This window comes from Hyphobacterium sp. (assembly GCF_965229905.1).
In the GTDB taxonomy this organism is placed as follows: domain Bacteria; phylum Pseudomonadota; class Alphaproteobacteria; order Caulobacterales; family Maricaulaceae; genus Hyphobacterium.
Genome location: NZ_OZ245930.1, coordinates 941,790 through 964,441 on the forward strand (window position 1 = coordinate 941,790; position 22,652 = coordinate 964,441).

General features: G+C 63.1%; 28 protein-coding genes and 1 tRNA gene. 17 read left to right on the top strand and 12 right to left on the bottom strand.

Annotated features, from left to right (window positions below):
* Positions 1-5: 5 nt before the first annotated feature.
* From ACO08C_RS04725 to ACO08C_RS04735, 3 genes are all read right to left on the bottom strand, one after another.
* The gene (locus ACO08C_RS04725) at positions 6-230 is read right to left on the bottom strand and encodes a hypothetical protein (protein ID WP_421787924.1); all 225 of its coding nucleotides are present in this window, start codon (positions 228-230) and stop codon (positions 6-8) included.
* Between the two features lie 132 nt (positions 231-362).
* Positions 363-947: a DUF924 family protein gene (locus tag ACO08C_RS04730; RefSeq protein WP_421787926.1), complete on the bottom strand. Its 585-nt coding sequence runs from the start codon at positions 945-947 to the stop codon at positions 363-365.
* Positions 948-983: 36 nt separating this feature from the next.
* Positions 984-1,631 carry a TetR/AcrR family transcriptional regulator gene (locus tag ACO08C_RS04735; protein WP_421787928.1) on the bottom strand — a complete coding sequence of 216 codons (648 nt, stop codon included), beginning with the start codon at positions 1,629-1,631 and terminating at the stop codon, positions 984-986.
* Positions 1,632-1,688: 57 nt separating this feature from the next.
* Here ACO08C_RS04735 and ACO08C_RS04740 point away from each other — a divergent pair, with 57 nt between their 5' ends.
* Together ACO08C_RS04740 and ACO08C_RS04745 are read left to right on the top strand one after the other, a co-directional pair.
* The gene (locus ACO08C_RS04740; protein WP_421787930.1) at positions 1,689-2,504 is read left to right on the top strand and encodes a CPBP family intramembrane glutamic endopeptidase; all 816 of its coding nucleotides are present in this window, start codon (positions 1,689-1,691) and stop codon (positions 2,502-2,504) included.
* A 208-nt stretch (positions 2,505-2,712) separates the two neighbouring features.
* Positions 2,713-3,105 (top strand): hypothetical protein, encoded by a 393-nt coding sequence (locus ACO08C_RS04745; RefSeq protein WP_421787932.1) that lies wholly within the window; start codon positions 2,713-2,715, stop codon positions 3,103-3,105.
* 58 nt (positions 3,106-3,163) lie between these two features.
* Here ACO08C_RS04745 and ACO08C_RS04750 read toward each other — a convergent pair whose 3' ends face one another.
* Entirely contained in the window at positions 3,164-3,841 is a 678-nt protein-coding gene (locus tag ACO08C_RS04750) for an alternative oxidase (RefSeq protein WP_421787934.1), read from the bottom strand.
* 677 nt (positions 3,842-4,518) lie between these two features.
* A tRNA-Leu gene (locus ACO08C_RS04755) sits at positions 4,519-4,603 on the bottom strand.
* A gap of 98 nt (positions 4,604-4,701) precedes the next feature.
* Here ACO08C_RS04755 and ACO08C_RS04760 point away from each other — a divergent pair.
* From ACO08C_RS04760 to ACO08C_RS04770, 3 genes are all read left to right on the top strand, one after another.
* Positions 4,702-5,340 (top strand): exopolysaccharide biosynthesis protein, encoded by a 639-nt coding sequence (locus ACO08C_RS04760; protein ID WP_421787935.1) that lies wholly within the window; start codon positions 4,702-4,704, stop codon positions 5,338-5,340.
* A 72-nt stretch (positions 5,341-5,412) separates the two neighbouring features.
* The gene (locus ACO08C_RS04765; RefSeq protein WP_421787937.1) at positions 5,413-5,922 is read left to right on the top strand and encodes a disulfide bond formation protein B; all 510 of its coding nucleotides are present in this window, start codon (positions 5,413-5,415) and stop codon (positions 5,920-5,922) included.
* Positions 5,922-6,488 carry a demethoxyubiquinone hydroxylase family protein gene (locus ACO08C_RS04770; RefSeq protein WP_421787939.1) on the top strand — a complete coding sequence of 189 codons (567 nt, stop codon included), beginning with the start codon at positions 5,922-5,924 and terminating at the stop codon, positions 6,486-6,488. The genes ACO08C_RS04765 and ACO08C_RS04770 overlap by 1 nt, the downstream gene beginning before the upstream one ends.
* 58 nt (positions 6,489-6,546) lie before the next feature.
* Here the strand turns inward: ACO08C_RS04770 and ACO08C_RS04775 are convergent, their stop codons facing one another.
* Both ACO08C_RS04775 and ACO08C_RS04780 read right to left on the bottom strand, forming a co-directional pair.
* Positions 6,547-7,110, bottom strand: coding sequence for an HNH endonuclease (locus ACO08C_RS04775; RefSeq protein ID WP_421787940.1), 564 nt, complete (start codon positions 7,108-7,110; stop codon positions 6,547-6,549).
* Between the two features lie 177 nt (positions 7,111-7,287).
* Positions 7,288-7,959 (bottom strand): alpha/beta hydrolase, encoded by a 672-nt coding sequence (locus ACO08C_RS04780; protein WP_421787941.1) that lies wholly within the window; start codon positions 7,957-7,959, stop codon positions 7,288-7,290.
* 70 nt (positions 7,960-8,029) lie between these two features.
* Between ACO08C_RS04780 and gluQRS the strand changes: the two genes are divergently transcribed.
* Genes gluQRS through ACO08C_RS04800 form a run of 4 tightly spaced genes read left to right on the top strand, consistent with a single transcriptional unit; the run spans position 8,030 to position 11,232 of the window.
* Positions 8,030-8,905: a tRNA glutamyl-Q(34) synthetase GluQRS gene (gene gluQRS, locus ACO08C_RS04785; RefSeq protein ID WP_421787942.1), complete on the top strand. Its 876-nt coding sequence runs from the start codon at positions 8,030-8,032 to the stop codon at positions 8,903-8,905.
* Between the two features lie 46 nt (positions 8,906-8,951).
* Positions 8,952-9,884, top strand: coding sequence for a DMT family transporter (locus ACO08C_RS04790; protein WP_421787944.1), 933 nt, complete (start codon positions 8,952-8,954; stop codon positions 9,882-9,884).
* Between the two features lie 10 nt (positions 9,885-9,894).
* Entirely contained in the window at positions 9,895-10,971 is a 1,077-nt protein-coding gene (locus ACO08C_RS04795; RefSeq protein ID WP_421787946.1) for a Rieske 2Fe-2S domain-containing protein, read from the top strand.
* Positions 10,972-11,031: 60 nt separating this feature from the next.
* Entirely contained in the window at positions 11,032-11,232 is a 201-nt protein-coding gene (locus ACO08C_RS04800; RefSeq protein WP_421787948.1) for a twin transmembrane helix small protein, read from the top strand.
* Here the strand turns inward: ACO08C_RS04800 and ACO08C_RS04805 are convergent.
* On the bottom strand, positions 11,229-11,495 hold the full coding sequence (locus tag ACO08C_RS04805; protein WP_421787950.1) for a DUF3892 domain-containing protein: 267 nt from the start codon (positions 11,493-11,495) through the stop codon (positions 11,229-11,231). The two genes, ACO08C_RS04800 and ACO08C_RS04805, sit on opposite strands and share 4 nt — an antisense overlap.
* A gap of 133 nt (positions 11,496-11,628) precedes the next feature.
* On the opposite strand from ACO08C_RS04805, the gene ACO08C_RS04810 reads away from it, so the two are divergent.
* Positions 11,629-12,126 carry a phage regulatory CII family protein gene (locus ACO08C_RS04810; protein ID WP_421787952.1) on the top strand — a complete coding sequence of 166 codons (498 nt, stop codon included), beginning with the start codon at positions 11,629-11,631 and terminating at the stop codon, positions 12,124-12,126.
* On the opposite strand, the gene ACO08C_RS04815 is transcribed toward ACO08C_RS04810, so the two are convergent.
* Complete coding sequence (locus tag ACO08C_RS04815) at positions 12,116-13,180, bottom strand: serine hydrolase domain-containing protein (RefSeq protein WP_421787954.1); 1,065 nt, start codon at positions 13,178-13,180, stop codon at positions 12,116-12,118. The genes ACO08C_RS04810 and ACO08C_RS04815 overlap by 11 nt on opposite strands.
* 90 nt (positions 13,181-13,270) lie before the next feature.
* Between ACO08C_RS04815 and ACO08C_RS04820 the strand changes: the two genes are divergently transcribed.
* The 4 genes from ACO08C_RS04820 to ACO08C_RS04835 all read left to right on the top strand — a co-directional run bounded on the left by ACO08C_RS04820 (position 13,271) and on the right by ACO08C_RS04835 (position 16,433).
* On the top strand, positions 13,271-13,846 hold the full coding sequence (locus ACO08C_RS04820; protein ID WP_421787956.1) for a cob(I)yrinic acid a,c-diamide adenosyltransferase: 576 nt from the start codon (positions 13,271-13,273) through the stop codon (positions 13,844-13,846).
* Between the two features lie 119 nt (positions 13,847-13,965).
* Positions 13,966-14,562 (top strand): YceI family protein, encoded by a 597-nt coding sequence (locus tag ACO08C_RS04825; protein WP_421787958.1) that lies wholly within the window; start codon positions 13,966-13,968, stop codon positions 14,560-14,562.
* A 179-nt stretch (positions 14,563-14,741) separates the two neighbouring features.
* The gene (locus ACO08C_RS04830) at positions 14,742-15,491 is read left to right on the top strand and encodes an electron transfer flavoprotein subunit beta/FixA family protein (protein WP_421787960.1); all 750 of its coding nucleotides are present in this window, start codon (positions 14,742-14,744) and stop codon (positions 15,489-15,491) included.
* Positions 15,492-16,433 carry an electron transfer flavoprotein subunit alpha/FixB family protein gene (locus ACO08C_RS04835; protein ID WP_421787962.1) on the top strand — a complete coding sequence of 314 codons (942 nt, stop codon included), beginning with the start codon at positions 15,492-15,494 and terminating at the stop codon, positions 16,431-16,433. It begins immediately after the preceding gene.
* Between the two features lie 56 nt (positions 16,434-16,489).
* On the opposite strand, the gene ACO08C_RS04840 is transcribed toward ACO08C_RS04835, so the two are convergent.
* Entirely contained in the window at positions 16,490-16,993 is a 504-nt protein-coding gene (locus tag ACO08C_RS04840; protein ID WP_421787963.1) for a nuclear transport factor 2 family protein, read from the bottom strand.
* A 115-nt stretch (positions 16,994-17,108) separates the two neighbouring features.
* The gene (locus ACO08C_RS04845; RefSeq protein WP_421787965.1) at positions 17,109-17,693 is read right to left on the bottom strand and encodes a TlpA family protein disulfide reductase; all 585 of its coding nucleotides are present in this window, start codon (positions 17,691-17,693) and stop codon (positions 17,109-17,111) included.
* Positions 17,694-17,723: 30 nt separating this feature from the next.
* On the opposite strand from ACO08C_RS04845, the gene argH reads away from it, so the two are divergent.
* The 3 genes from argH to ACO08C_RS04860 all read left to right on the top strand — a co-directional run bounded on the left by argH (position 17,724) and on the right by ACO08C_RS04860 (position 21,867).
* On the top strand, positions 17,724-19,133 hold the full coding sequence (gene argH / locus ACO08C_RS04850) for an argininosuccinate lyase (protein WP_421787967.1): 1,410 nt from the start codon (positions 17,724-17,726) through the stop codon (positions 19,131-19,133).
* Positions 19,130-19,258, top strand: a complete 129-nt coding sequence (gene lptM, locus ACO08C_RS04855; RefSeq protein ID WP_421787969.1) for an LPS translocon maturation chaperone LptM — start codon at positions 19,130-19,132, stop codon at positions 19,256-19,258. Before argH ends, lptM begins: the two co-directional genes overlap by 4 nt.
* A 62-nt stretch (positions 19,259-19,320) precedes the next feature.
* Complete coding sequence (locus ACO08C_RS04860; protein ID WP_421787971.1) at positions 19,321-21,867, top strand: DUF4175 domain-containing protein; 2,547 nt, start codon at positions 19,321-19,323, stop codon at positions 21,865-21,867.
* 3 nt (positions 21,868-21,870) lie between these two features.
* Here ACO08C_RS04860 and ACO08C_RS04865 read toward each other — a convergent pair whose 3' ends face one another.
* On the bottom strand, positions 21,871-22,641 hold the full coding sequence (locus ACO08C_RS04865; protein WP_421787973.1) for an MJ0042-type zinc finger domain-containing protein: 771 nt from the start codon (positions 22,639-22,641) through the stop codon (positions 21,871-21,873).
* Positions 22,642-22,652: the final 11 nt, after the last annotated feature.

The following is a 22,652-nucleotide window of genomic DNA, read 5'->3' on the forward strand; positions in this document are numbered from 1 at the left end:
GGACACTAGTGAAGTGTCACATTCATGTCGCGTTCGAGGCGGCCGGCGAGCGCGTCCTCGACCACCGATTTCAGCGCGCGCCAGGCATCGGCCCGCTCGGCATCGCCGGCTTCTTCCATTTCACCGACCGCGAGATCGGCATAGCCCACCGCCTTGGCGCCGTGACGGTCGACGAGAAGAAAGGCGAGCGACAGCATGTCGGCGGGGGTGATGCGGGCAGAAGTAATCATGGGCAATCAGGCTCCGAAGCGGTTCTTCCCCAGTCAAAGCAAGCCGCACGCCAGTCCCGGAAATCGACTGAAACATGTAATTTCAATGACTTGCCTGATGGCGTTGCGCGCCGGCCCGGGCCAGCTTTGCCGTCAGGTCTTTTCTGCCGGGCGCTTTGATCCGGGCGCATAACCGCCGCCTGCAAGATAGGCCGCCTCTTCCGGTGTCGATTCCCGTCCCAGCGCCGCATTGCGATAAGGGAAGCGGCCGAAGCGGGCGATCACGTCGCGGTGCAGGCGGGCGTGATGCAAATTGTCATTACCTGGCGGCATTCTGTCGGCGAACAGTTCGATGGCGAGTTCCTGGTCGGCGGCGTTCTCGGAGTGCATGAAGGGCATGTAGATAAAGGCGCGGCGCGCCTCCGGCACGTCGCGGTCCAGTCCTTTGTCGATCATTTCGCGCGCAATATCGCGGGCCAGCGGGTCGAAGGTGAACGCCTTGCCGGAGCCCCGCCAGACATTTCGCGTGAACTGATCGAACAGGATAATCAGGGCCAGCCCGCCCTCGGCGGTCTCCAGCCAGGGATGGCGGCCGCCGTCCGTCCGGCGCGCCTCGACCTCAATGGCCTTGCCAAACCGGCGGCGGATCTGGGCGTCGAATTCCGGGGTCGAAATGAAATGCAGCTTCGGCTCGGTGTCCTCGAACCAGAAGCGGAGAATATCGGCAGGTGTGGTCATGGTTTTGGCTTAGGCGAAATTCGGCGTTGGCAAAAGTCAGCCGCCGGCGAACAGGGCGGATGAGGAGCGGGTCAGCGCGTCGATTACCTCGTCGCGTTCCAGGTCGAGCAGGACGGCCGGCGTTTGCTGCGGGTAGAGGACAAATTCAATGGCCGTGCTGACCGCCATCAGGACCATGGCGTCGGCGCGCCGGCGCTGTGCCGGGCTTGCACCCTCCGGATATACGAGGTCTGCCATGGTCCGATAAACGCTTTGCCGTGCCGGATTGGCGTTTTCCGGTACGATCCGGTTGTCGATCCGGCTGTTGAGATGCAGCGCCCGCACGAGGCCGCGATTGTCTTCGAACAGGCGGAAGATGTATTCGATCACCCTGCGGATACGCGTTTCCCGCGCCGGTGAATCGAAGGCCGGATCGGCCATCATGGCGCCAAACCATTTTTCGACGCGCTGGTTATAGGCTTCGTACAGAAGCGGCAGCAATGCCTCTTTCGCGGTAAACCGGCGATAGAAGGTGCCGACCGCCACGCCGGCCCGGCCCGTGATGTCCGCCACCGCGATGTCTTCAAAACTCTGATTTTCAAGCAGTTCGAGCGTCGCCTGGACGAGACGGGCTTGCATGTCGCGGCCACGCTTCTGGGTGGGCGCGATCACTCTGGGTGAATTCGGGTTGACTTGTGAATTCATATTCGCTTTATATCAATGCGAATTGATATTCACAAATAGCAAATGAAGGAGATTGAGATGTCCCGGTCCGCTTCCCCCTTCGATGGCCGCACCCTCCTCCTCGCCATCATTGCGATCATCGCTTTGATCGCCTGGCAAATCATCGGCGGAGGTCTGGCGGTCGCGCTACTGGGGGCCGGCGGCTTGTTGGCGGTTTACCTCTTCCTCAAAGGTGTATTTGCCGCTTTCATTGTCGGGCTTGCCGCCCTGTTCGGCCGGCTAAGGGCGGTCGGGCTGGCTGGTTCTGTCCGGCCAGGATCGATCATTTACGGCCTGCCGCTCATTGCGCTTTCCGCGCTGCTCGCCCTGCCCCTGCTGCAAGACGGCCTCACAATCCCTGTGAGCGCCGCGATCGGCTGGTCGCTGATGGCCTTGTTCGTGTCGATCGGCGAAGAAACCGTGTTCCGGGGCGTTCTCCATCGCGCCGTCGCGCCAATGGGCTATTGGGCGACCGCGGTTATCACCTCCGTCAGCTTCGGGGCGGTTCATCTGCTGGGGCTGTTCTCGGCCATGCCGCCGGAATTGATCTTTGTGCAAAGTCTGATGGCTGCCTGCATTGGTTTGGTGTTTTTCCTTGTGCGCCAGTCGGAAGGATCCCTGTGGACCGTTCTATTCCTTCACTGGCTGATCGATTCTTGCGCCTTCGTTGCCGGCGGCGGAATTACGGTGCCCGAGAATGTCACCGAAACCATGATCGGCATGTTGGCTGTCGCAGCGGTGATGCTGGGCTGGGCAATCCCGGCCATGATCATCCAGAAGCGGCGCGTCGATAAGAACGCGGCCGCGCCAGCCGATCCGGCAACTTCACCTGCCGTGGCCAACAGCGCGGCCTGATGGCGAATATCCGCGGCCCGGCCGGACTGGCGGGGAGGCCGGCTCGGCAATGTCCTCGTCCGCCATGGCCTGAAGTGTGGCTGAGGGCTGCGGGCCCTCCGGCAATACCCGTATCATTCCGGTCAGGACGCCCCTGCGCGCGGCGCGATGGCAACAAACCCATTTTAGCGTGTATGATGCGGCCTTTCACACGGAAAGGACGAATGCCATGACAAACCGGTATATCGAAATCGATACCGATGCCCAGCGCATGATCTCCGATGAAAGTCCGGACGAAGCCGAAGAGCGGAGTCTCGAGCCGACCGATACGACAATCATCGAGATGACCGTGCGGGCGCTCTGTGAATGCGTCATGCTGCAGAATATCGTGGTGACGCCGGATCACGACTATCGCGGGACGCGCGGCAATCTCACCATCACGCCGCAGTCACAGACCATTCCCGCTTTGGCCTTCAACGAAAAGAAAACCGTTCGATTCACCGTCAAGACGGAAAGATTACTGGCCGGCAGCTACAACAAGACTGTCGCATTGACCTATCAGGTGGTGCCGATCGTTGCCCAGGAGGACGGCACAATGGTGATCCAGGTCTCGCCAGACTAGTGCATCCGGGGGCGTTCCCGCCGCCTCGGCGATTGCGGGGTCCGATCGCAGACTGCGCCTAGCGGTCGTCCTCGCGGGTATGGTTGTCAGCGCTACGGCCAGGGTGGCGGCCCGCATCGAAGTCGTCGGCAAATTGATGATTCTTGTCGCGGTGACCGGCCTCGTCGGCGCGGACCGCGATCACCACCTCGCGCAAACGCGCATCCGCCGGCAACTCCCAGTAATCGATGGCGATCTGCGGCGCCGGCACGTTCTCCAACGTGCCCGCGTCGATCTCTTCGAGATAGCGTGTGTAGCTGGTGACAGCCTCCTCCTCGAAATAGCCGACGATGCGATGCGCCGTGCGCGGTGCGAACAGGTAGATGAAGAAGTAGACGTTATAGAAGATCGCCTGGACGATCATGATGAGGATCCGCTCGAACAGGCTGGGCTGCGCGATCTTGACGAAGGTCATGAGATGCATGCGTTCGTTCTCGGCCTCGTCGAGGAGGTCGCGGATCCAGCCCTGATCGTCACGCATCCGGCGGAGGGAGCTCAAATGCTGCAACAAGCCGCCTACCATGCCGGGCACAGCCGCAACGGTTTCCAGCACGACCGCGCGGTGGCCATAGCGCTTGCGGAAAAAGCGGTCGGCGACAAAGCGCAGTGCCTTGACGAAACCCAGCGCGATGCGGTCGCTCGGCCCTTTCGCCATGCGGTGATACTCGAAATCGATGTCCGGCTGGTGGGTATTCATCGCCTTCGCCTTTCCCGTCGCCCGATTGGCAACGCGTATCAGATATAAGCGTTCCCTGGCGATGCTGCGAAGCGACGAATTGACCGGGGTGCAAATCGTTTTTTGAGGCTGCGGGCGCGCTCTGGGGGCTCCACATCTTCCCGCTCCCTCTCTGTGGGGCTTGGGGTGGGGGCTTTTGAGCCTAGCGCAAACCTAATCACCCCACCCTGACGGCTGCGCCGTCTTCCCTCCCCTTGATGGGGAGGGGAAATCCCAAAGCCACGTTTACTTTGTCATCCCGGACCCTGGATATTGCGGAAAGGGTCCCGGGTTCGTGCGCATACGCGCCCCGGGATGACGAGGGTTTAGGGTTTTTCAGCTTCCGTCTTCCTCCGGTCCGCGCCAGCGCGGCCGGAGGATGACGGGTGTTTGAGTCCGATTGCTGGCGCCCCGAACCCGGCGGGGTTCGGCAAGGGCGACAGCCCGCGCGCAGCGTCAGCGAGAGCCATCAGGTCGACGAGGGTCACACCCGCCAACGCCCCAGCCTTGAGCACGTTTCATGTGAGCACGGCCCGCAACGCCAACGGCCGACACGAACGCCCGGGCCGCGCGCAACGGAAACAACCAAGGAGTCATATTCACCGACCAAATTCGGTCCCCCCGGACCGAATTTCCCGCCTTTGGCGGGCGTCGGTGAATGGTGCCCCTGGTCCGACTCGAACGGACACTCCCGAAGGAAACGGATTTTGAATCCGTCGCGTCTACCAATTCCGCCACAGGGGCCCTCGAAAGGGAGCCGGAAACTGCCTTTAACTGCAGCGTATTGCAATAGCGCGTTCCGCCTGCTGTTCAGCCGCGACCAACGGCTCTAAGAAATGCGAATGACCACCGATACTGCCTCGCCAGAATACGACCCGCCGGAAGGCCTTGTGGCCCGCCTTGTCCACATCGGCGAAGACGCGCCCGAGACCGGGCTGACGCTCGGCGAATTCATGGAGGCGCTGGGCGAACGCGCCTTCGGCGTCATCCTGTTCGCGCTCGCCATCCCGGTCTGCATCCCGTTTCTCTACGGCATTCCGCAAATCATTTCGCTGCCCATGTTTGCGCTGGCGGCACAGATGGCGGCCGGCCGGCATGAGCCCTGGCTGCCGCAGAAGTTCGCGGCCCGGCGTTTGTCGAAGGCCGGACTCGTGCGCATGGGCCGGATGGCCAAGCGCTGGTTCGGCTGGGTCGAGCGCATTGCACGCCCACGCCTGCTCTTCCTGTCCAGCCGGGCCGGAGAGCGGATCATCGGCGCCGTGTTCTGCCTGTTCTGCGTGTCGATCCTGACGCCGCTGCCGCTGACCAATTCCGCGCCGGGCATGGCCGTCGCCATCGCCGCGCTGGGGCTGATTTCGCGGGACGGCATTCTCGTGCTGCTCGGTGTGATCTGGGGTCTGATCTGGATCGCCATCCTCGTGGTCGGCGGTCCGGCCCTGATCTATGCCGTGATCGACTGGGTGCGCGGCGCGGTCGGCTAGATTGCGCGGTTGTGACCCCTGCGGCTGAATGCGCGCTTTTCCGCTGGCCAACCGCGCCCTAGTGTGACGATCATGAATATGATTGCGTCCCTTTTGACCGCGCCGCGCTGGCCGTTCGTTGCCGCGCTGGCCTCGGCCCTGATCCTCGGCGGGGCCTATTTCTTCCAGTATGTACTGGGCTATGACCCGTGCGCGCTGTGCTATGACCAGCGGCATATCCACCAGGCGGCCATCGGCGCCGGCCTGGTCGGCGGGCTCATTCCGATGCTGGTGCCCTCGCTGCGAAAGCATGCCATCTGGGTGTGCCTGCTGCTGGCCACGATCTTTCTCTATTCGGCCGGTTTCGCCTTTTGGCATGCCGGGATCGAATACGATTGGTGGGACGGGCCGGCGAGCTGCACCGCGGCCGGGCCGGTCAGTATTTCCACCGACGATCTCCTCGCCGTGCTCGATGGCGGCGGGCCCGTTGTGTTGTGCGACGAAGCCCCCTGGACCTTCCTCGGCATTTCGATGGCCGGCTATAACGCGCTGATGTCGGCTGGGCTGGCGGCGGTGTCGGCCTATGTGGGTATCAAGAGATAATGCGCCGCGCCCCTCGCCCCCGCCTGCCCGGAAAGGGCCTGTCCGAGGACCGTATCGCCGAGATGATCCGTGTCGATCATGCCGGTGAATACGGTGCCGTGGCGATCTATGAAGGCCAGCTGGCCGTGTTCGGCCGGATTCCGGCCAAGGCGCGGATCGCCAACCAGTTGCGGCACATGGCCGAGGACGAGCAATCGCATCTTGACGCTTTCGACGACTATATCCGGACCCGCGGCGTGCGGCCGACCGCGCTGATGCCGCTCTGGAAGCTCGCCGGGCGGACGCTGGGCGTCGCGACGGCGCTGATGGGTGAAAAAGCCGCCCATGCCTGCACGGAAGCGGTCGAGACGGTGATCGAGGGGCATTACACCGACCAGATCGCCGAGCTGGACGCCGCCGGCGAAGACGACCTTTCGACGCGTTTCACGCAGTTCCGCGACGAAGAAGTCGCGCACAAGGATATTGCCGTCGAAGAAGGCGCGAAGGATGCGTTCGGCTATCCGGTGTTGTCGAAAGTGATCGAGGCGGGCTGCCGCGCGGCGATCGCAGTGACCAGCAAAGTTTAGCGATTTTCAGCCGCATTGCCGAACCGCAAAACCGGTTCCCACTTTTGCTGGCAATGCTCTAGCGCTCCAGCTCGGCATCCCAGTAGAGGAAGTCCATCCAGCTGGCGTGCAGGTATTTCGGCGGGAAGCGCCGTCCCTGCGCCTGTAATTGGTGCATGTTGGGCCGGAAGGCGTGCGGATGCGGCATGCCCGCCTGGTTCGGCGTGCGCCCGCCCTTCTTGAGATTGCAGGGCGAACAGGCCGCGACGATGTTTTCCCAAGAAGTGCGCCCGCCTTTCGAGCGCGGGACGACATGATCGAAGGTCAGATCCTCGACCTTTTCCCAGCCGCAATATACGCAGGAGAAGCCGTCGCGCAGCCAGATATTGTACCGGGTGAAGGCCGGGGTCCGGTTCTGGGCGACATATTCGTGCAGAGCGACAACGGACGGTGCCGGCACCGCCATGGAGGGCGAGTGGATCAATTCCTCGTATGACGAGACGACGGTGACGCGTTCGAGGAAAACATTCTTGATCGCTTCCTGCCAGCTCCAGATCGAGAGCGGCCAGTAGGACAGAGGCTGGTAATCGGCGTTGAGAACGAGGCAGGGCCAGCCCGACGGCGCTTTATCGAGCACTAGCATGGCAGCCTCCCGTCTTCGAGGAGAGACCGGCCATGAGTTTATGCCTAACAGACGTCCTGAACACGCACCTCCCTGTCCGGAAAACCGGCGGGATTCCTCAGCGAATCGCGCCGAACTCCGTATTGGCAAATGTATACCGGCAAAAGCGTAACACGCCTATGACGCGGCTGTTAACGATTAAGCAGGGATTGGCGACGCGTAGGCGCCCGAGAGCGCCTTCTTTAAAAAGCGTCCGCCGATCTCAAGCCCGTCCGGCCCGATCCCGTGCGGAATGCCCGGCGAAATATGCCACTGGCAGGAGGCGCCCGCCTCGGCGAGACCTTCGGCGGCGTCGAACATCATGCCCAGCGGCAGGACGTCGTCGCGATCGCCATGAATGAGCTGGATCGCGGGCTTGCAGCGGATTTCGTCCTTCAGGGTGACACGGCTCGGCATGGCGCCGGAATAGCCCAGGATGGCGACCGGTCCCGGCGAACGGCGCAGGCCGACATGCAGGGACATCATCGTGCCCTGCGAAAAGCCGACGAGGGCCAGGTCCTGTTCGGTCAGCCGATAGCGCGTGAGTTCCTGGTCAATGAAGGCATTGAGCGCCGGCGCGGCGGACACAACACCGCGATTGGCCTCGTGCGGATCGAGCCGCGTGATCGGAAACCATTGGTAGCCGTTCGGCGCGCCCGGCACCGGTTCGGGCGCATTCGGCGCAACGAATTGCACATCCGGAAGGTCCTGCGCCCACTGTACGGCGAGGCCGATCAGGTCTTCGCCATTGGCGCCATAGCCGTGCACGAGCACGACCAGCTTGCGTGGAGGTTGGCCGTTGGCGGGCGGCTGGCGGGGACCGTCGATCATCATCGCGGCGGACTATAGGCGTGCACGCGGGGACTTGAAGAGACCAAGCGCAGAGGGGAAACACACAGCCATGCGCGAATTCGTCACCCGCTTCGCCCCCTCGCCCACCGGGCCTCTGCATCTCGGCCACGCGTTTTCCGCGCTGACGGCCTTCACGGCAGCGCGCGAGGCCGGCGGGCGGTTTCTCCTGCGCCTGGAAGATATCGACACGGCGCGCTGCAAGCCCGAATTCACCGAGGCCATCCTGGCAGACCTCGCCTGGCTGGGACTGGACTGGGAAGAGCCGGTGCGGCGCCAATCGGACCATTTTGGCGAGTATCACGCGGCGATTGACGCGCTCGCGGCGCGCGGCCTCGTCTATCGCTGTTTCAAGACGCGCAAGGAAGTCCTCGAGGATATCGCGCGGGCGCCCCATCTTCCGGGCGAGGGCCCGGACGGCGTCATTTATCCGGGACCCGTCGAACCGCCGTCGAAAGTCGAGGAAGACGCCCGTATTGCCGCCGGCGATGCGTTTGCCTGGCGGTTGTCGATGCGCGCGGTGGCCGATGCGATCGGCGATCCGTCGCGGCTGACCTTCACCGAAGAGGGCGCGGGACCCATGGGCGAAACCGGTGAGGTGAATATCAAGCCGGAGCTGATCGGAGACGTCATCATCGGGCGCAAGGATGTCGGCACCAGCTATCATCTGGCCGTGACGCTGGACGACGCTCTGCAGGGCGTCAGCCACGTGATCCGCGGCGAGGACCTGTTCTTTGCGACCTCGGTGCACCGCATTTTGCAAGCGCTGCTGGAGTTGCCGGTTCCGGTCTATCGCCATCACCGGCTTCTGACCGGCCCCGACGGCAAGCGTTTCGCCAAGCGCGACAAGGCCAAGACGCTGCAGGCCATCCGGACAAGCGGGACGAGCGCCCAAGACCTTCGGATGCAGCTCGGTTTCAATTGGTGATTTCCCTTTTCCGCCACCCGGTATAAGCGGCTTAGCGGGAGGGGGTATGAGCCACGCGTCCGAGAAATCCGTATTCGTCGGCCTGGTGGTGCTGACCGCCGGGGCCATCGCGATCGGCATGGCCGCGCCGTTGGTGAAACTGTCGGAGCTCGGCCCGCAAACGGTCGGCTTCTGGCGGATGGCTTTGGCGATCCCGTTCGCGCTCGCCTGGATGGCGTTCGACCGTGATCCGCCCGCGAAACCGGACATGCCCAGCGGCTGGACGAGATGGCTCTACCTGGCTTTGCCGGGCCTTCTTTTTGCCGGCGATCTCGCCTTCTGGCATGCCGGCATCAAAATCACGAGCGTCGCCAATGCGACCTTCCTCGCCAATTTGCAGCCGGTTTTTGTGGTGTTGGCGGCCTGGCTGATCTTCAAGGAACGGATCACGCGCCAATTCCTGCTGGCGGCAGGTCTGGCGGTTGCCGGCGCCGCGCTTTTGTCAGCGGGCAATCTGACGGTGGCGCCGGAGCGCTGGCCGGGCGATGCCCTGTCGATCGCCACAGCCGTCTGGTACGCGGCTTATATTCTCGCCGTCCGGCAGGCACGGCGCTTTGCCTCGACCGGAACCGTGATCTTCTTCACCGTCGCCGTCTCGGCGCCGATCCTCGGCCTCGTGGCATTGGCCTTCGGCGAAGCCCTATGGCCACCGAGCCTGACGGACTGGCTGATTCTGATCGGTCTTGCCCTCGGCGTGCAGATCATCGGCCAGGGCGGGGTCGCCTTCGGGCTCGGACGGGTGCCGGCGCCCGTCGCCTCGATCATCATCCTCATCCAGCCGGTCGTTGCCTCGATTGCGGGCTGGTGGATGTTCGGCGAGGCCTTCACGCCGATACACTATGCCGGCGCCGCGCTGGTGCTGGCAGGTGTTTACTGGGTGCAGCGCCGCTCGCGCACCGCCGCATCTCGCGGCTTGGCGAAACCGGTGCCGAAAGGCTAGAGACGAACCCATGCTCAAGGACACCGCCCCCAAAGACGTTTTCCTGCGCGATCTCTGGTATTTCGGGATTGTCGGCGACGAGATCAAACCCGGTGAAATGGTTCAGAAAGAGCGGCTCGGCGAGTTGATCCTGTTCGGCCGCACGCATGAGGGCGAAGCCTTCGCGATGACCGATATCTGCCCGCACCGGGCGATCCTTCTGTCCGGCGGACGCATGGTGAAGGGCGAAACGGGTACCGAGGTCCAATGCCCCTATCATGGCTGGCGCTTCCGGCCCGACGGGCAGTGCGCCTCCATTCCCTCGCTGACGGAAGACCAGTCGGCGGCGATGGATATCTCGAAGATCAGGGCGAAGACCTACCGGGTGCATGAAAGCTACGGGATTGTGTGGATCTGGTTCGGCTATGACGAGGCCGCCGAACCCTGCCTGCCACCGCCGACACTCGACATTCCCGAAGCGTCACGCGTGCGGATGCATGATGAGTGCGACTTCCATTGCGACATGGATGCCGCCGTCATTTCGCTGATGGATCCGGCGCACATCCCCTACATCCATAACCAGTCCTGGTGGCGCACGCCGGAGACGATGCACGAGAAGCAGAAGACGTTCGGGCCGATCGAGCGTGGCTTTTCGATGCTGCCGCACAAGCCGTCCTCGAACTCCTTCATCTACAAGCTGTTCGGCACCGACATCACGACGGAGATCCGGCTCGAACTGCCCGGCTTGCGGCCGGAATACATGAAGGCGGGCGACAAGCACGTCACCACGGTGACGATCGTCACGCCGGTCACGGTGGACAAGACGATCATCTCGATCATCCTCTACTGGAATCACCCGCTGGTATCGCTGGTGCCGAAATGGCTGATCCGGCGGGCGATCCGGGTTTTCATGAAGCAGGATTCCACGGCGGTGGACTCGCAAGCTATCGGCCTGTCTTACGACCCGCCGCAAATGTTCATCCATGATAGCGACATTCCGGCGAAATGGTATCTGGCGCTGCGCCGGAACTGGGAGAAGCACCGGCGCGAGGGCGATGCCTTCGTCAATCCGCTCAAAGAGAAGAAGACGCTGCGCTGGCGCAGCTAGGGTGCGACAAAGCGTGATTGGACGGCGGCGCAAGTACGCTCTACGTCTCGGCTCATGTTGATGCTTTTGAACATTCTGATCGTCCTGTCGATGATCGCCGTGCTCGGCACGCTGATCCTCGGCATGGTGAATATGGCGCGAGGGGGCGAGGGCTCCGGCGCGCGGTCGAACGTGCTGATGCGCTATCGCGTGGGCATCCAGTTTGTCGCCATCATCCTGATGGTGGTCGGCTTCATGATGCGCCAGTCGATGGCTGGCTAGCAATCCGGCAAATTGTCGAGATTGTTGGAAGTGTATCCATCAGCCACGGTACGCAGATATGCTTTGCCGCGATCCGGATGTACCGTCTCGATCAGCGTTTCGTGACCACACTCATCGACGTAATAGACGTAGTCTCCACTATCGATTTCCCTGACAGCACTCGCAACCGTTTTGGGACTCCATGCCGCACCGCTATTTCCAATATGGGTGATGTCTCCGTCACTGTCTTTGGAAGTGCAGCGTACTCGCCTCTTGATAGCCATTTTCAGCTCCGTTTGATTCTCCGTGAAAGAAACTACAGGATGTAGCTGTGTGATGGTTCTAGGGCTATTGCACCGGGAAAGTTTGAGAATTTTTCCCATCCGGGATCAATTCACGAACAATGAGGGAACAAACATGCCAACGGAATCCAACTTTGCGGATTTAAAGATTGCTACGCGGGAGCTGATTAGCCGGTGCAACGGAATTGAAAGCAGCGCGCTTGTCGATGGCTGTCGTGTTGGAAAATCGAATATATCGCGGTATCAATCAAAGGGTGATCGCGAAATTTTTATTCCAATCGACGTGTTGCTAGCCCTAGAACTTGATTGCGGCGACCCTGTGATCACGAAAACCCTAGCAAGATTGAATGGCTATGAAATGTTCCAGCTACCCGATGCGGTTGGTTCCCGCGGACCAATTCACAAGCAACTCTTGAAGGTGTTCAAGGAAAGTGGCGACGTTTTTACACAAGGCGCCAAAGCTTTGGAGGACGATAATCACGTTTCTCCAGTCGAAGCTCAAGCTCTTTTAAAAGAAACGAACGAAGCTCTTATCGCCTTTATTGCCCTTCAACGCCTTTTGCAGAAGAGAATTCAAGTTGGCATCCTAGAACAAACTGCAACTATTGCGTAACTAGGGATTCCAGCACGCCGCGGATGCGCGGCGCGACGCGATTAATCCGCCCGTCATTGACCCCGGCAACGGCGATACGCTGATCGTCCGGCCATATCGCCGCCTGGACAAACCACATCGTGTTAGACCCGGCATGACGCAGGGAGCCATCCTCCCCGACGCCCCAGCCCATGGCATAATCGGCGCCGTCAGGCGGTGTGAGCAGGGTTTGCCAGCTCTCTTCCGACAGATAATCGGACTCCTGGCCGCGCGCACCGGCGAGCACAAGACGCAGAAAAACGGCATAGTCCGGCATGGACATGTGCACGCGTCCGGCCGGGTTCATTGCGACCGGATTGTCTGCGCCCAGTCCGGTGCCGACCGGTTGCATCCGGCCCCAGCTTGACCGATGACCCTGAGGCTGCTCGCCCGTCGGCGGCCCGAAGCCGGCAGTCTGAAGACCGAGCTCGTCGAACAGCTCTTGACGGATCAGGACCTCCCAGCTTTCCCCGGCGGCTTCCTCCAGCATCAAAGACGCCGCAACATAGCCCGCATTGGAATAAAGAAACGTGCCGCGTTCGCCGGCCGGGCTGCGCAGGATTTCCCGCAGAAAGGTGCGCCGGTCCGAGCGCGGCACACGGTCGCCGCTGCCTGACAGGGCGATCATGGTGAGGCGTCCGGCGTTCGCGGCGATGCCGGAACGGTGCTGAAGCAGGTCGGCCAATGTGGCGGCCGCCAGATCGGGATGAATATCGTCGAAGCGCGCGCCGAGGCGTTCGCCCAGCGTGGTGTCCCAATCGATCAGGCCGCGTTCCACCAGGCGGGCCGCCAGCATGGCCGTCATCGCCTTGGTGTTGGACCCCAGATGCCAGGAATCGTTGAAGTCGATCTCGGCCTCTTGTGCCGAGGTGCGGTGACCGGATACCGACGTCATCTGGCGGTCGCCGGCAATCAGCATGACCACGGCGCCGGGTGACCCGTCGTCCACGAGACCGTCGGCCAGCGCCTGCACGTCCTGTCGTGCCAGCGCCGGCGCGGTCACGATCAAAAACAATGATAACAGCGCGCCGCGCATCAGACCTTCCCCAAGTATTCCCCTAACTTGCCACGCCATACTGCCTGCTCCAATTTGACGTTCAAGCGGAACGAGCGAGCGGCGAATCCCATGGTGCGGCTGACCAAGATTTACACGAAAACAGGTGACAAGGGGCGGACGCGCCTCGGTGACATGTCGGAAGTCGACAAGACCGATATCCGCGTCGAGGCTTATGGGACGGTCGATGAACTCAATGCCAGCCTGGGTGTGGCGCGCGCCGCCCTGCCCGGCTCTCCAATCGACGGGCTGCTGGCCCAGGTGCAGAACGCGCTGTTCGATCTGGGCGCAGACCTTTGCGTCCCCGATACCGGCGCAGATCCCGGCTTCGAGCCGCTGCGCATGACCGCGCAGCAGGTGGACGGGCTGGAATCGGCCATTGACGAGTGGAATGCGCGGCTGGACCCGCTCGACAGTTTCGTCTTGCCGGGCGGCTCGGAAGCCGCCGCGCGGCTGCATTTGGCGCGGACGATCTGCCGCCGGGCCGAACGGCGTACGGTGGCGCTGGCACAAGTGGATGAGCGGCTGAACCCAGATACCGTTCGCTATCTCAACCGGCTTTCGGACCTTTTGTTCGTGCTCGCCCGCATTGCAAACGATGAAGGCCGGGCGGATGTAAAGTGGGTTCCGGGGCGGGATCGCGATTAGTTCCGCATTGGAATTAAAACTGTTCGCCGCCGCAGCTTCACTTCCGCGCACGCCCCACTATGTCTTGGACGTGCGGCGAGCTGCCGCAGGTTGATACAGAAAGACAGGGAGCCCTCCCCATGAAATTCACGACCGCCACCGCAATTGCGGCGCTTGCCGCGGCCACCGCCTTCGCCGATCCAGTCGCCTACGAGTTCGACAAAACGCACACCGAAATCTCTGCCAGCTGGGACCATCTCGGCTTTTCCACCCAGTCCATCCAGTTCACCGATTATGACGGCACGCTGATGCTCGACTTCGACGACCCGTCGAACTCGACCGTGGACGTGACGTTCAACCTGATCGACGGCTTCTGGGTCGGCGGTCATCATGAGCGCTTTGTCGGCCATCTGAACTCGGCCGACCTGTTCAACACGGCCGAGTTTCCGACCGCGCGATTCGTCGCCACAGGCTTTGACACCGAAGACGGCGTTACCGGTACGATGACCGGCGATCTGACCTTGCTCGGCCAAACCCATGAAGTCGTGCTCGACGTGACGCTGAACCAGCGCGCGCCGCATCCGTTCGATGCCTCGGTGCTGGTGGCCGGTTTTGACGCGACCGGCGTTATTGAGCGCTCGCAATGGGGTCTGGGCTATGCCTCGCCGAACGTGTCGGAAGAAGTGACGATCTCGATCTCGACGGAGTTGCGGACGCCCAATCCCGACACCGAATAGCTGACGTTAACGTCAGTTTTTGCAAAGGCCGGTCCGTTAGGCCGGCCTTTGTGCATGCGGCATTGTGCAGTGCCGCAGACACGTTGACTTCCACGGTGTGCGATTGCAGTTTCGCGCCCTATTTCTTGACCAAGGATTGATGCGGGCGGCTGTCGGCCCGCGCAGACCGGGGAAGCTCCATGAAGATACTCGTGCCCGTCAAACGGGTGGTCGACTACAATGTGAAGGTCCGGGTGAAACCCGATCAGAGCGGCGTCGACCTCGCCAATGTGAAAATGTCGATGAATCCCTTCTGCGAGATCGCGGTGGAAGAAGCCGTGCGCATGAAGGAGAAGGGCGGCGTCGACGAGATCGTCGTGGTCTCCATCGGCCCTGCCCAGGCGCAGGAGACCATCCGCACGGCGCTGGCCATGGGCGCCGACCGCGGCATCCTTATTCAGACCGACGAGGCGGTCGAACCGCTGGCCGTCGCCAAGCTGCTGGCCAAGGTGGCCGAAGAGGAAAGCCCGCAACTCGTCATTCTCGGCAAGCAGGCGATCGACGACGATTCGAACCAGACCGGCCAGATGCTAGGCGCGCTGCTCGACTGGCCGCAGGCGACCTTCGCCTCGGAAGTCGCCGTGGCGAACGATCAGGCGAATGTCACCCGCGAAATCGATGGCGGGCTGCAGACCATTGCGGTCGAGCTGCCGGCGATCATCACAACGGATCTGCGCCTCAACGAGCCGCGCTATGCCTCGCTGCCGAACATCATGAAGGCGAAGCGCAAGCCGATCGACACCAAGTCGCCGGACGATTACGGCGTCGACATTTCGCCGCGCCTGTCCGTGCTGAAGGTTACCGAACCGCCGAAGCGCGAAGCCGGTATCAAGGTCGAGAGCATCGCCGAGCTGGTCGACAAGCTGAAGAACAAGGAAGGGGTGATCTAGATGAGCATCCTACTCGTTGCCGAACACGACAATTCCGCGCTCAACGATGCCACCCGCGCTGCCGTCACAGCGGCCCAGGCGATCGGCGGGGCCATCCATGTCCTGGTCGCTGGATCCGGCGCCGGCGAGGTGGCGAAAGCGGCCTCCGCACTGAACGGTGTCGACAAGGTGCTGCACGCCGATGCGGACGTTTTTAAGAAGCCGACCGCGGAAGCGCTGGAAGGCCTGATCCTGCCGATGATGGACGGGTATGACGTGCTGATGGCCGTCGCCTCCACCACCGGCAAGAATTTCGCGCCGCGGATCGCCGCCAAGCTGGATGTGATGCAGATCTCGGAAATCGTCTCGGTGGAAAGCGCCGATACCTTCGTGCGGCCGATCTATGCCGGCAATGCGATGATGACGGTGAAGTCCACCGATGCGAAAAAGGTGATTACCGTGCGTCCCACCACCTTCGAGAAGGTCGGCGATGGCGGTTCGGCCAGTGTCGAGACGGTCGATGCGCCGTCCGGCCCGTTCAAGTCGGAATTTGTCTCCGAGGAGTTGTCCAAGTCGGACCGTCCGGAGCTGACGGCCGCCAAGATCGTCATTTCCGGCGGCCGCGGCATGCAGTCGGGCGACAATTTCGTGCTGCTCGACAAGATCGCCGACAAGCTCAATGCGGCGGTCGGGGCGTCGCGCGCGGCGGTCGATGCGGGCTATGTGCCCAATGACTACCAGGTCGGCCAGACCGGCAAGGTGGTGGCGCCTGAGCTTTACATCGCGGTCGGCATTTCCGGCGCGATCCAGCACCTGGCGGGCATGAAGGATTCGAAGATCATCGTGGCCATCAACAAGGACGAGGAGGCACCGATCTTTTCGGTCGCCGATTACGGCCTTGTCGCCGACCTGTTCAAGGCCCTTCCGGAACTGGAAGCCGAGCTGACCAAGGCCGGTCTCTAGCCCGACCGTCAAGGTCATGAGTATCGAGCCCCGGCGTTGCGGCGCCGGGGCTTTCTTTACTCTGCGCGGTTGATAAACGCGTCCTCGACCGGGATGGGCGGTCCGTTGCGCCAGGCGATGGAGGCGATCTTCCATTCGCCCTCGACCCGCATCAGCACAATGGTGTTGACCCCCGTCAGGAAAAGCTCGTCGCGGTCGGCGCGGGTGGCTTCATAGGCTGTCAGCACGGTGGCCATTCCGCCATAGCGGTACACCGCCCGTCCGGTTTCGCTTTCGGTGAAGCCGATTTCGGACAATACCGGTCCATTGCTCTCGATATACTCTTCGGGCGTGATAATGCGCGCAGATCCGGTGCCGGCTTCGCCCGGCGAAGCCACCGACATGGTCGCGCCCGGCAAATAGAGCGAGCGGAACCGGTCCCAGTCGCGGGCTTCACCGACGCCGCCGGAAATCACCGCGTAGAGATCGTCGATCACGGCATCGATCGCCGCGTCATCGTCGGCATGAGCGGGCACCGCCAAGGCAATCGCCGCCATCAGTGCCGTCAGGTAAGCCCTCATGAACAGTCTCCCCCGGAGAAGGACTATTCTCCGCGCGGACCCATCTCTCACGTTAATTCGACGTCATGTCTTGCTTGTGTTCGCGCTGCGGAACCGACGGTCACACTCCGGTCCGTCAACCCATGCGGATGGCCGCCTCGATGAGCGCGTGAGCGTCTTCGGAATTCCATTCCGCGTCGCGGGCCATGCGCCCCATTTCCACGCCGCGGCGATTGTAGACGATCGAGATCGGCAGGCCGCGCGCGCCGACAGACGTCGGGCCGGCGAAGGAATTGTCGTGGTAGATCGGCAGGTTGCGCAGGCCGGTCTCCTCGAAGAAGGCTTCGGCCTCTTCAATCCGGCGGTCCGCGCTGATGGTGACGACCTGGAAGTCCTCGCCGCCATATAGCGCCTGCAATTCATCAAGCGCGGGCATTTCGACGATGCAGGGCGCGCACCAGGTGGCCCAGTAATTCACCAGAATGACCTGGCCTTCAAAGTCCGCGAGCGTGCGCTCGGTACCTGCCGGATCGATGAAGGCATGCGCCGGCCGCGGCGGCGCATTTTCCAGCGTCTGGAAGGCCGACATCTCGCCACGGGCGTAACTCGCAAGGCCGGACGGTGCCGGTCCCTGCATGCCGGAAAACAGCACAAAGGCGATTGCGGCGACCAAAATGACCGTGCAAGTGATAATGCCGAACTTGATATGCGATGGCTGCATCGCTGAACCCTTTCACGAACGGACCCGGCCATGACGGACGGAAACAACACCAATGCGCTCTGGGGCGGCCGCTTTTCCGGCTCCCCGTCGGAGATCATGGAAACCATCAATGCCTCGATCGGAATCGATCAGCGCATGGCGCTGGAAGACATAGCCGGTTCCCTGGCCCACGCCCAAATGTTGGCCGCAACGGGCATCATTTCAAGCGAGGATGGCGCAGCAATCGCGCGCGGCTTGCAGGAAATCCGCAGTGAGGTCGAGCGCGGCGAAGCGAAATGGTCGGCCGCTCTGGAAGACATTCACATGAATATCGAGGTGCGGCTGCGCGAACTCGTTGGCGATGCCGCCGGACGGCTGCACACGGCGCGCTCCCGCAATGACCAGGTGGCGACGGATTTCCGGCTCTGGCTGCGGACCGCCTGCGACCGGATCGACGCGCATCTGACCGCCTATCAGGCCGCACTTGTCGGCCAGGCACAGGCGCATGCCGAAACGGTTATGCCCGGTTTCACGCATCTTCAGACCGCACAGCCGGTAAGTCTCGGACACCATCTCCTGTGCTGGGTCGAGGCCGCGGAACGCGATCGCGGCCGCTTTGCCGATGCACGGCGGCGTCTGAACGAAAGCCCGCTCGGATGTGCCGCACTGGCCGGGACGGCGTTTCCGATCGACCGGGAGCAGACGGCTGAAGCGCTGGGCTTCGACCGGCCGATGGCGAATTCGCTGGACGGGGTAGCAACGCGCGATTTTGCCCTGGAAGTCCTGGCCGCGGCGGCGATCTGCGCGACCAACCTGTCGCGCTTTGCCGAAGAGATCGTGTTGTGGACGTCGAAACGGTTCGATTTTGCTACCCTGTCGGATGCCTGGTCGACCGGCTCGTCGATCATGCCGCAAAAGCGCAATCCGGATGCGGCCGAGCTGGTGCGTGCCAAGCCGGGGCGCATCGCCGGCGCGCTGCAGACGCTGATCATCGTCGTCAAAGGCCTGCCATTGGCGTATTCAAAGGATTTGCAGGAGGACAAGGCGCCGGTCTTTCAGGCCCTCGATGATCTCGAGCTGGCGCTCGCGGCAATGGCGGGCATGGCAGGCGATCTGTCGTTCAATACGCAGGCGATGGAGGCGGCGGCCGGTGAAGCCTATTCGGACGCGACCGATCTGGCCGACTTTGTGGTGCGCGAGCTCGGCAAGCCGTTCCGCGACGCTCACCATATTGCCGGCAGCCTGGTGAAGCGGGCGGAATCGCGCGGCGTGCCGCTCTCCGGCCTGTCGCTGGAGGACATGCAATCCGTCGAGCCCGGTCTGACGGAGGATGTGTTTTCCGTGCTTTCCGCCCGCGCGTCGATGGAAAGCCGGACCAGCTATGGCGGAACCGCGCCGGTGCGCGTAAAAGAACAAGCCGAGCGATGGTCCGCGCGGCTCAAGGAAAGGCAGGATCGATGAAGAAGCTGGTCACATTGATAATCATCATCGGCGGCCTCACTGTCGCGGGCTGCGGATTGCGCGGTGATCTTGAGCGTCCGCCGCCGATCTGGGGCGGCCCGGATCAGCCGAGCGATTCCGACTAGGTCACCAAGTTGTAATGCAGGTCCGGCTATGCCTTGCAGCCGGACATGATAGCCTTGTGCACATGAAGCTTTGGCCTCTGATACAGGCGCGCCTCGCGCTTTACTGGGAGACGCTGGCCCCGGTCTTGTGGCCGGGCGTCCTGCTGATCGGCCTGTATGCCGCCGTATCTGTGTTCGGCCTGTGGGACCGGCTGGGCGATCCTTGGCGCGCCATGACCTATGCCGGCGTGGTCGGTGCCGCGCTGTGGATCGGCTGGCGCCGCTGGCGCGCCATTGAATGGCCTGACACGGAGGACGCGGCGCGGCGTGTTGAACAGGATTCCGGTATTTCGGCCCGGCCGCACGAGGCGTTGGCCGACCGCCCCGCGAAACCGACACCCGAAGACGAAGCCGTCTGGGCGGCGCACCAGCAGCGCATGGCGGAAAGATTGCGCGGCGCATTCGCGCGGCGACCGCAGGCAGCCTGGGCGCGTGTCGACAGCTGGGGCCTGCGCGGTGCAGTTCTGGTCTTGATCATCACCGGATGGATCACCGCCGGAAATCTCGCGGGAGGCCGGCTGGCCGAGAGTTTCGGCCTGGCACCGGTCTATCGCGGCGTTGAAACGGCCCAGATCGATATCTGGCTCAATCCGCCTGCCTATACCGGGCTCGCGCCCATTTTCTTCCAGGAAGGGCAGACCGACGCCCGCGCGCCGGCCGGTTCCGAACTGGTGGTGCGCACGGCGGGCGTCCGCCGCGCGCCCAGCCTGCGCAATGGCCGGATACGCGCTGAAAACCGGGCGATCGGTGACGGGGTCTGGCAAAGCCATCTCGTGATCAGGGACACGGCGACGGTGACATTGCGGGCCGCGCGCGAACGCGCCGCCTATCGCATCGAAGCCATCCCCGACACAGCGCCGGTTGTCCGCATTGTGGCCAGCCCGGAAGCGAATGTGGATGGCGAGCTCACGCTCGAATTCACTGTCGAGGACGATTACGGCGCGAACGATTTCCTGGTCGAGTTCCGGCCGGAAGGCGAAGGCGACGCGGAATGGTCGGTGATTGGAGTCGAGCCCACGGATTTCACCCGGAGCGATGACGGCTTTGTGGCCACCGTCTCGACCGCCCAGCATGCGCTGGCGGGGTCGCGCGTCGATCTGCGGATCGCCGCAGAGGATGGCGGCGGTAATACCGGCCGGTCACCGACGATCGCCCTGACATTGCCGGCGCGAGTGTTTCTCGATCCGCTGGCGCGCGCGGTCTCGGAACAGCGTCGCATCGTGATCGCCTCACCGCGCGAATATGTGCCGCTACCGGCGCGGCCGTCTCTGGACATGCAAGGCGTGCAAGCCCTGCCGCCACTCCGGGGCGAGGAACCCGACCGTCGGATTGAGCGGGCTCCGGATGCGCTGCAATCGGTGGCGCGGGCGCTCGATGCGCTGACCGATGCGCCGGCCTACTATTTTGAAGACCGGATGGTGTTCCTGGGATTGCGGCACGAGTTGCACCGGCTCCGCCGCGCCCGCTCATTCGAGGAAATCGGGCCGATCGAGGACAATCTCTGGCAGATCGCATTGCGTGCCGAGCTGGGCTCTCTGGCCGATGCGGAACGCGCCTTGCGCGCCGCTGAACGCGCGCTGATGGAGGCATTGGCGCGCGGTGCCGATGAAACGGAGCTGGCGCCGCTTTTCGATGCTTATCAGCAGGCGATGGAGAATTATCTGGCCGCCCTGGCTCGCGAAGCCGCCGAGGAAGGCCGGGTGGCCGAAGGACAGGGCGGTGGTAACCAGCTCGATACCCAGGGTTTGCAGGAATTGCTCGAAGCGTTGCGCGATGCGGCCGAGCTCGGCGATACGGCCAATGCCCGCGAAGCGCTGCAATCGCTGGGAGAATTGCTGCGCAATCTCGAGCTGACCCTGCAACGAGGCCAGGGCGATAGCGAGGGGTCCGACGAAATCAGCGAAGCCATGCGCGACGCGCTGGAAGAGCTCGGCGACTTGATTGGCGAGCAGCGCCAGCTGCAGGACGAGACTTTCGAGCAGGCCGAAGGCGGACAACAGGGCCAGAGCCAGGCTCAACCAGGACAACCTGGCCAGCCGGACGGGGAATCCGGTTCGCAAATGGGCCAAAGTCCCAATCAGAACTCGCAGCCGGGCGCGAATACGCCGGGCGCACAGGCGCTCGCCGATGCGCAGGGCGATCTGGCGCAGCGGCTGGGCGCGCTGGCTCAAGCGCTGCCGGGCGAAAGCGGTGAAAGTTTCGGTGATGCGGCGGAAGCCATGCGGCGTGCAGAAGAGGCGCTGGAACGGGGCGATGCGGAGGGCGCGGTCGGCGAACAGGATCAGGCGCTGCAATCCCTGCGCGACGGCGCGGAACGGCTGGCGCAAGACCTGCTGGAACGCGTACAGGATACGCAGCAAGCCGGTAATCAGGGGGAAACCGATCCGCTGGGACGCCCACGGGATTCCGGCGGTTTCTCGGATGGTGCCGGCGTCGAGATTCCCGATGAGGCCGAACGCTTGCGGGCCCGCGAAATTCTGGAAGAGCTGCGCGAACGGGCGGCCGAACAGGGGCTCGACCAGGACGAGCTCGACTATATCGAGCGTTTGCTGGACCGGTTCGGCTCCTAGGGTCTAATGACCGCCGCCGGACGCGGCCGACACCTCGGCATGCTGTGTTTCGGCACCGTCATCCGCGGTGCCGGCATCGCCCGCCATAACGCCCGCGAGCGTGATCTCGACTTCGGCGGCCGCCGGCGGCGGATCGGATACGACGGATGTAAAGGTCCGGCGCTCTCCCGGGGCCAGTGGCTCTCCCTCCACGACGACCGTCCATTCCAGTACCGGCGCACCCGCTTCGGACAGCAGCCGCGCCTGAAGCGGCGGCGCCGCCCGTATCTGACGGTCGATATTGCGAATTTCGCCGGTCAGCCGCACGGTGGGAATACCATGTTCTTCACCGCGTTCGATCTCCAGCATGCCGATGGCCATGCCATAGGCATTGGCCTCCAGGCCGACTGCCGCATAAGCGCTGGACGACTGTGGCCAGACGCTGACGATATCCGCGCGGAACAACACGCCGACCAGCAAGGCGCCCGCGACTGCAACGCCGACGCCGCCCCAGGCACCGGCGGCGGCTTTGCGGATCTGCTGCTGACGGCGTTGTTCGGCGCGCTCGCGGAAGGCGCGATGCGGCGCTTTCGGCGTTGCCGGCTCAATCTCGGGCTCGGGCGCGGTTTCAGCCTTTGGCGGAATCGGATCGATCGGCTCCAGCACCGGCTCGTCTTCATTGCGAGCCGTCCAGATATGCCCGCACGCGGCACACTTCACCCGGCGCCCATTGATGCCAATGGCCGACGGATTGGCGCGATAACGCGTTTCACAACTCGGACAGCTCAGTATCATGCGAGTCCGAT

Coding starts and splice junctions, on each gene's coding strand:
- ACO08C_RS04815 (WP_421787954.1), bottom strand. CDS start 13,180: ATGCGCGGCGCGCTGTTATCATTGTTTTTGATCGTGACCGCGCCGGCG.
- ACO08C_RS04800 (WP_421787948.1), top strand. CDS start 11,032: ATGCTTTTGAACATTCTGATCGTCCTGTCGATGATCGCCGTGCTCGGC.
- ACO08C_RS04805 (WP_421787950.1), bottom strand. CDS start 11,495: ATGGCTATCAAGAGGCGAGTACGCTGCACTTCCAAAGACAGTGACGGA.
- ACO08C_RS04790 (WP_421787944.1), top strand. CDS start 8,952: ATGAGCCACGCGTCCGAGAAATCCGTATTCGTCGGCCTGGTGGTGCTG.
- ACO08C_RS04775 (WP_421787940.1), bottom strand. CDS start 7,110: ATGCTAGTGCTCGATAAAGCGCCGTCGGGCTGGCCCTGCCTCGTTCTC.
- ACO08C_RS04740 (WP_421787930.1), top strand. CDS start 1,689: ATGTCCCGGTCCGCTTCCCCCTTCGATGGCCGCACCCTCCTCCTCGCC.
- lptM (WP_421787969.1), top strand. CDS start 19,130: ATGAAGAAGCTGGTCACATTGATAATCATCATCGGCGGCCTCACTGTC.
- ACO08C_RS04820 (WP_421787956.1), top strand. CDS start 13,271: ATGGTGCGGCTGACCAAGATTTACACGAAAACAGGTGACAAGGGGCGG.
- ACO08C_RS04750 (WP_421787934.1), bottom strand. CDS start 3,841: ATGAATACCCACCAGCCGGACATCGATTTCGAGTATCACCGCATGGCG.
- ACO08C_RS04745 (WP_421787932.1), top strand. CDS start 2,713: ATGACAAACCGGTATATCGAAATCGATACCGATGCCCAGCGCATGATC.
- ACO08C_RS04825 (WP_421787958.1), top strand. CDS start 13,966: ATGAAATTCACGACCGCCACCGCAATTGCGGCGCTTGCCGCGGCCACC.
- ACO08C_RS04780 (WP_421787941.1), bottom strand. CDS start 7,959: ATGATCGACGGTCCCCGCCAGCCGCCCGCCAACGGCCAACCTCCACGC.
- ACO08C_RS04735 (WP_421787928.1), bottom strand. CDS start 1,631: ATGAATTCACAAGTCAACCCGAATTCACCCAGAGTGATCGCGCCCACC.
- ACO08C_RS04845 (WP_421787965.1), bottom strand. CDS start 17,693: ATGCAGCCATCGCATATCAAGTTCGGCATTATCACTTGCACGGTCATT.
- ACO08C_RS04840 (WP_421787963.1), bottom strand. CDS start 16,993: ATGAGGGCTTACCTGACGGCACTGATGGCGGCGATTGCCTTGGCGGTG.
- gluQRS (WP_421787942.1), top strand. CDS start 8,030: ATGCGCGAATTCGTCACCCGCTTCGCCCCCTCGCCCACCGGGCCTCTG.
- ACO08C_RS04830 (WP_421787960.1), top strand. CDS start 14,742: ATGAAGATACTCGTGCCCGTCAAACGGGTGGTCGACTACAATGTGAAG.
- ACO08C_RS04730 (WP_421787926.1), bottom strand. CDS start 947: ATGACCACACCTGCCGATATTCTCCGCTTCTGGTTCGAGGACACCGAG.
- ACO08C_RS04795 (WP_421787946.1), top strand. CDS start 9,895: ATGCTCAAGGACACCGCCCCCAAAGACGTTTTCCTGCGCGATCTCTGG.
- ACO08C_RS04835 (WP_421787962.1), top strand. CDS start 15,492: ATGAGCATCCTACTCGTTGCCGAACACGACAATTCCGCGCTCAACGAT.
- ACO08C_RS04810 (WP_421787952.1), top strand. CDS start 11,629: ATGCCAACGGAATCCAACTTTGCGGATTTAAAGATTGCTACGCGGGAG.
- ACO08C_RS04765 (WP_421787937.1), top strand. CDS start 5,413: ATGAATATGATTGCGTCCCTTTTGACCGCGCCGCGCTGGCCGTTCGTT.
- ACO08C_RS04860 (WP_421787971.1), top strand. CDS start 19,321: ATGAAGCTTTGGCCTCTGATACAGGCGCGCCTCGCGCTTTACTGGGAG.
- ACO08C_RS04770 (WP_421787939.1), top strand. CDS start 5,922: ATGCGCCGCGCCCCTCGCCCCCGCCTGCCCGGAAAGGGCCTGTCCGAG.
- ACO08C_RS04865 (WP_421787973.1), bottom strand. CDS start 22,641: ATGATACTGAGCTGTCCGAGTTGTGAAACGCGTTATCGCGCCAATCCG.
- ACO08C_RS04760 (WP_421787935.1), top strand. CDS start 4,702: ATGACCACCGATACTGCCTCGCCAGAATACGACCCGCCGGAAGGCCTT.
- ACO08C_RS04725 (WP_421787924.1), bottom strand. CDS start 230: ATGATTACTTCTGCCCGCATCACCCCCGCCGACATGCTGTCGCTCGCC.
- argH (WP_421787967.1), top strand. CDS start 17,724: ATGACGGACGGAAACAACACCAATGCGCTCTGGGGCGGCCGCTTTTCC.